5 protein-coding genes are annotated in these 5,889 nt (G+C 70.4%); all 5 read left to right on the plus strand.

Features of this window, described 5'->3' with window-relative positions; translation table 11 throughout:
- Positions 1-1,538: TonB-dependent siderophore receptor (locus DBR12_RS18610; protein WP_108618623.1), on the plus strand; the 1,538-nt coding region annotated here is incomplete at its 5' end.
- Positions 1,539-1,696: 158 nt separating this feature from the next.
- Positions 1,697-3,310 carry an ABC transporter substrate-binding protein gene (locus DBR12_RS18615; RefSeq protein ID WP_233244872.1) on the plus strand — a complete coding sequence of 538 codons (1,614 nt, stop codon included), beginning with the start codon at positions 1,697-1,699 and terminating at the stop codon, positions 3,308-3,310.
- Complete coding sequence (locus DBR12_RS18620) at positions 3,307-4,275, plus strand: ABC transporter permease (RefSeq protein ID WP_108618624.1); 969 nt, start codon at positions 3,307-3,309, stop codon at positions 4,273-4,275. The genes DBR12_RS18615 and DBR12_RS18620 overlap by 4 nt, the downstream gene beginning before the upstream one ends.
- The gene (locus DBR12_RS18625; RefSeq protein WP_108618625.1) at positions 4,272-5,180 is read left to right on the plus strand and encodes an ABC transporter permease; all 909 of its coding nucleotides are present in this window, start codon (positions 4,272-4,274) and stop codon (positions 5,178-5,180) included. The genes DBR12_RS18620 and DBR12_RS18625 overlap by 4 nt, the downstream gene beginning before the upstream one ends.
- On the plus strand, positions 5,177-5,889 hold a 713-nt coding region (locus DBR12_RS23190; protein ID WP_233244874.1), incomplete at its 3' end, for an ATP-binding cassette domain-containing protein. The genes DBR12_RS18625 and DBR12_RS23190, both read left to right, overlap by 4 nt.

Genomic DNA, 5,889 nt, shown 5'->3' on the forward strand with positions numbered 1-5,889 from the left:
CCATCAACGACCGGCTGGCCTACCGCCTGAATGTGGCGGTGGAAGACAAGGGCAGCTTTCGCGACCATGTGCGCGCGCAGCGGCAGGTGGTGGCCCCGGCTTTCACCTGGAAGCTCTCGCCCGACACGGTGCTCGAGTACACGGCTGAATTTTTGCGCCACACCACCCCGCTGGACCGGGGCGTGGTGGCGGTCAACAACCGCCTGGGCGCGGTGCCTGCCAGCCGCTTTTTGGGCGAGCCTGCCGATGGGGATGTGACGGTGACCAACCAGACACACCAGCTGGTGCTGTCGCACGAGTGGAACCCCGACTGGCGCAGCCGCGTGGGGCTGTCGTACCGCGAGACGGGGCTGGAGGGCTTCTCGACCGAAGCCACAGCGCTGCAGGCCAATGGCCGCACGCTGACGCGCCAGCGGCGCTTTCGCGACTACCAGTCGGACGACGTGGCGGTGCAGGCCGAGTTGCAGGGCAACCTGCGCACCGGCAGCCTGGCGCATGAGCTGCTGGTGGGGGTGGAGAGCTACCGCTTCAGCATGGATTCGGTGATGCGGCGGGTGAACCCCAGTGCCACTGCGCCCTATGCCATCGACATCTTCAACCCCGTGTACGGCCAGGCCCAGCCCACGCCGGGGCGCAACACCGACACGCTGGAAAAGCAGCGCAACACGGCGCTGTATGTGCAAGACACCCTGAAGCTGGGCGAGCAATGGCGCGTGATGGCCGGGCTGCGGGCCGACAACTATGACCAGAGCCTGCAAAACCGCATCACCAACCGCACCACGGCGCAAAGCCCCTCGGCCGTGTCGCCGCGCCTGGGCGTGAGCTGGCTGCCGCTGCAGGGTGTGACGGTGTATGCCAACGCGGGCACATCGTTCCGCCCCAACGCAGGCAGCGACGCCGCAGGCAACGCCTTTGACCCCGAAAAGGCCCGCGCCTTGGAGTTAGGCGCCAAGTGGGAAAGCGCCGACCAGCGCCTGGGCGCCACAGCCGCGCTGTTTGACATCAAAAAGCGCAATGCCCTGACCAGCGACCCACTGAACGCAGGCTTTTCGGCCGCCGCTGGCGAGGTGCGCAGCCGGGGGCTGGAGCTGGACCTGTCGGGCCGCGTGAGCGCACATTGGCGGGTGAACGCCAGCCTGGTGTTCAACGACGTGGAAGTGACCCGCGACAACACGCTGGAGGTGGGCGGCCGCCTGCTGAACGTGCCCAAGGTCAATGGCAGCGTGCTGGCGGTGTATGAAAACACCCTGGCCAACGGCCAGCGCTACGGCGTAGGCGGCGGCGTGACCCACATGGGCAAGCGCCTGGGCCAGGCCCGCACGCAGGCCGAGGCCAATGCAGGCACGGCTGCGTTTGAGCTGCCCAGCTACACCACAGCCAAGCTGATGGCGTACTGGCGCCTGAGCCCCAGGCTGAACCTGTCGCTGGACGTGGACAACGTGTTCGACAAGGTGCACTACACCAGCTCATACAGCCGCGTGTGGGTGGCGCCGGGGGCGGCGCGCACGGTCACCGTGGGTTTGCAGGCGAAGTTTTGACCCAGTGAGCCAGAACCGTTCACGCTGAGCTTGTCGAAGCGCCGCGCAGGGCTTCGCCTAGCTCAGCCCGAACGGTGAGTGAAATTCAAAGATGCCGACGCCATCGCCGCCCCAGTTTCAGCGGCAGCCATGCACGCACAGCCCTATGGATCACTGAAATGAATCATTTCTCCAACCCTCGTGCACCGCTGACCCGGCGCCGCGCCTTGCAGGCCCCCGTGGCCGCGCTGGCGGCGGGCGCCCTGCCCGCTGCCTGGGCGCAGGGCGCCCCCACCGCCTCCGCCCCAGCGCCGCTGCAGATCGTCGGCCCGTGGGAGATCAGCGGCCTGGCGCCCGCCAGCAGTGGCTATGTGTTCACCCGCATGCAGGTCACCGAAACCCTGCTGGACGCAGCAGATGACGGCCAGCCGCGGCCCGCGCTGGCGCGGCGCTGGCGCCGCTCGGCGGATGGGCTGGTGTGGCAGTTTGAGTTGCGGCCCGGGGCGCGGTTTCATGACGGCACGCCCGTAACAGCCGCCGCCGTGGTGCGCAGCCTGCAGGCGGCGCAGGTGGCGCCTGCGCTGCTGAGTCAGGCACCCGTGGAGCACATCACCACAGCCGACGAGGGTACGGTGCAGATCCGTCTGCAGCGCCCCCACACCGCCCTGCCCGCACTGCTGGCGCATTCCAGCACCATGGTGCTGGCGCCTGCCAGCTATGGGGCCGACGGCAAGGTGCGCAGCATCATCGGCAGCGGCCCCTACCGCATTGCGGTGCTGGTGCCGCCGCAGCAGGTCGAGACCGTGGTGTTTGACGCCTACGACGGCCCGCGCCCCGCCATTGCCGCCGTGCGCTACCTGGCCGCCAGCCGTGCGGAGACCCGCGCGCTGATGGCCGAGAGCGGCCAGGCCGACCTGGCCTATGGGCTGGACCCGGCCAGCCTGCGTCGGCTGCAGCGCCATGCGCAAAACCCGGCGCTGGCACGCCGCACCGCAGTGCGCATTGCATCGGTCACGCTGCCGCGCACCGTCATCGTCAAGCTCAACGCGGGCCTTCCTGCGCTGCGCGATGTGCGCGTGCGCCAGGCGCTGAGCCTGGCCATCGACCGCGCAGGCATTGCCCTGGCGCTGATGGGCGACGAGGCGCTGGCCGCCACGCAGCTGCTGCCGCCCACGCTGGGTGCGTGGCACAACCCCGACCTGCCCCCGCTGCAGCACGACCCTGAAGCCGCCGTGCGCCTGCTGCAGGCCGCAGGCTGGCAGCGCCACAGCGACGGCCTGCGCAATGCACAGGGCCAGCCGCTGCACCTGGTGATTCGCACCTTTGTGGACCGGCCCGAGCTGCCGCTGATTGCCACCGCCTTGCAGGAGCAGTGGCGGCTGGCGGGCATCGCAGTAAAGGTGAGCATCGGCAACTCGGGCGACGTGCCCCGGGGCCACCGCGATGGCAGCCTGGAGCTGGCCCTGGCCGCACGCAACTACGCGAATGTGCCTGACCCCACGGGCACGCTGGCGGGCGACTTTGCCGCACAAGGCGGCGACTGGGGCGCGATGGGCTGGCACAGCGACGCCGTGGTGCAGGCACTGAAAGAGCTGGCGCGCACCCAGCCCACGCCCGAGCGCACGCGCGCGCTGCGCCAAACGATCACGAACACCCTGCAAACGGAGCTGCCCGTGATCCCCGTGGCGTGGTACCGCCAGCATGTGGCCGTGGCCCCCCGGCTGGCGGGCGTCACGCTGGACCCGCTGGAGCGTTCTTACCGCCTGACCGGCATGGAGTGGAGCAACCCATGAACCCCTTGAATTCGAAACCCTGGGCCGCCCTGCTTGGCCGCAGGCTGGTGCAGGTGCTGGCCGTGTCGCTGCTGATCGGAACACTGTGTTTTTTGATGGTGCGCGCCCTGCCGGGCGACCTGGCCATGCGCGTGGCGGCAGGCCGCTATGGCTATGACCTGGTGAGCAACGCCGCCGCCGACGCCGTGCGCGCAGAGCTGGGGCTGGACCGCCCCGGCTGGCTGGCGCTGCTGCACTGGTGGCGCGATATGGCCACCTTCAACCTGGGCCAGTCGCTGGTGTCACAGCGCTCGGTGTGGCACGAGGTCACGCACCACCTGGGCGCCACACTGCGCCTGTCGGCCGCCGCGCTGGCCATTGCCTTTGCCGTGGGCGTGCCGCTGGGCGTGTGGGCCGGGCTGCGCCCCCAGGGCTGGGTGGACAAGGCCAGCTGGCTGATGGCCGTGGTGCTGCGCGCGCTGCCGCCGTTTTTGCTGTCGGTGCTGCTGATCCTGCTGGTGGCGGTGCAGTGGGGCGTTTTGCCTGCGGGCGGCGACGAGAGCCAGGCCAGCCTGGTGCTGCCTGCGCTCACGCTGGGGCTGGGCCTGGCCGCCGGGCTGGCGCGCGTGACCCGTGCTGCGATGCTGGAGGTGGTGGTGTCGCCCTTTTTTGAATTTGCGCGCACCAAGGGCCTGAGCGACTGGCAGGCGCTGGTGCGCCACGGCCTGCGCAACGCCGCCGTGCCGGTGACGGCCTACCTGGGCGTGCAGGCGCTGTTTCTGGTGGAGGGCGCGCTGGTGGTCGAGACGCTGTTTGCCTGGCCCGGCATCGGCCACGCGCTGGTGCACGCCGTGTTCGGGCGCGACATCCCTGTGGTGCAGGGCACGGCCCTGTGCATGGGCGTGCTGTTTGTGGTCTTCAACCTGCTGGTCGATGCGGCGTGCCTGGCGCTGGACCCACGGCATACCCAGAAGGTGGCGAAATGAGCAGCCCCCCTGAGTCGCTGCGCGCCATCCCCCCAAAGGGGGGACGCACCCCGGTGGCCTGGCAAAGCCAGTTCCACGGGGGCGCTGAGGCAGAGCCTTCTGTCCCCCCGCGTCCTTTCGGCTGGCCTGTTCGCACCGTGCTGGGCATTACCTTGCTCGGCCTGCTGGCGCTGTTTGCCGTGCTCGGCCCCTGGCTGGTGGGCGCCAGCCCGGTGGTGCAAGACCTGCGCAACACCCTGGCGCCCCCCAGCGCCCAGCACTGGCTGGGCACCGATGTGCTGGGCCGCTCGGCACTGGCGCGGCTGGCGCATGCGGCGCAGCTCTCGTTGGGCATGGCGCTACTGGCTGCGCTGAGTGCCGCCGTGCCCGGCACGCTGCTGGGCATTGCCGCCGCATGGCGCGGCGGGCGCACCGAGCGGGCGCTGCTCATGCTGTCGGACTCGGTGCTAGCCATCCCCGGCCTGCTGCTGGTACTGCTGATTGCGGCACTGGCACCCGGCGCGCTGTGGGCGCTGTATGCGGGCCTGTCGGCGGCGCTGTGGGTCGAGTACTTTCGCGTGAGCCGCGCGGTGGCCCGGCCCGTGCTGGCGGGCGACGCGGTGCAGGCATCGCGCCTGCTGGGTTTTGGGCGCGGCTATGTGCTGCGCCGCCACCTGCTGCCCGCACTGGCGCCCACGCTGGGCACGCTGCTGGCCTTCACCACCTCGCAGGCCGTGCTGGCCTTGGCCGCGCTGGGTTTTGTGGGTGTGGGCATGCAGCCGCCCACGCCCGAGCTGGGCCTGATGATGACCGAGGCCATGCCCTACTACGAAGAAGCTCCGTGGCTCATTGCCGCGCCCACCACACTGCTGGTGTGGCTGGTGGCCGCGATGATGCTGCTCAACCCCGACCGGGAGACCGCATGAGCACGCCTTTGAAATCCGAAGCCCTGTTGACCGTGGAGGGGCTGGGCATCCAGGTGGGCGGCAAGCCGCTGCTGCGCGACATCAGCTTCACCCTGCGGCCGGGCGAGGCGCTGACCCTGGTGGGCGAAAGCGGCGCGGGCAAGTCGCTGCTGGCCCAGGCCATCATGGGCAACCTGCCGCCTGCGCTGCAGGCCACGGGCCAGATCACGCTGGATGGCACCCGCACCCGTGCCCAGGACGCCGCCGCGCGCCGCGCGCTGTGGGGCCGCAAGCTGGCGCTGCTGCCGCAGGAGCCCTCGCTGGCACTCAACCCGCTGGCCCGCGTGGCACCGCAGCTGGCCGAGGTGTACCGCCTGCTGCATCAACAACCCACCAGCGCCGCCAGCGCACAGGCTGAACAGGTGCTGAACGATGCGGGCCTGGGCGCCGCCGCCAGCCACTACCCCTGGCAACTGTCCGGCGGCATGGCCCAGCGCGCGGTGGCCGCCATCACCCTGGCCGGGGGCGCCCCGGTGCTGATGGTGGACGAGCCCACCAAGGGCCTGGACGCGCATTGGCGCGGCCGCATGGTGGAGTTGTTCCAGGGGGTGCTACAGGCGGGCGGCTGCCTGCTCACCATCACCCACGACATGCAGGTGGCCCAGGCGCTGGGCGGGCAAGTGATCGTGCTGCGCCACGGGCAGGCGGTGGAGCAAGGCGACATCCACAC

It is taken from the genome of Acidovorax sp. HMWF029 (assembly GCF_003060895.1).
In the GTDB taxonomy this organism is placed as follows: Bacteria; Pseudomonadota; Gammaproteobacteria; order Burkholderiales; family Burkholderiaceae_C; genus Acidovorax.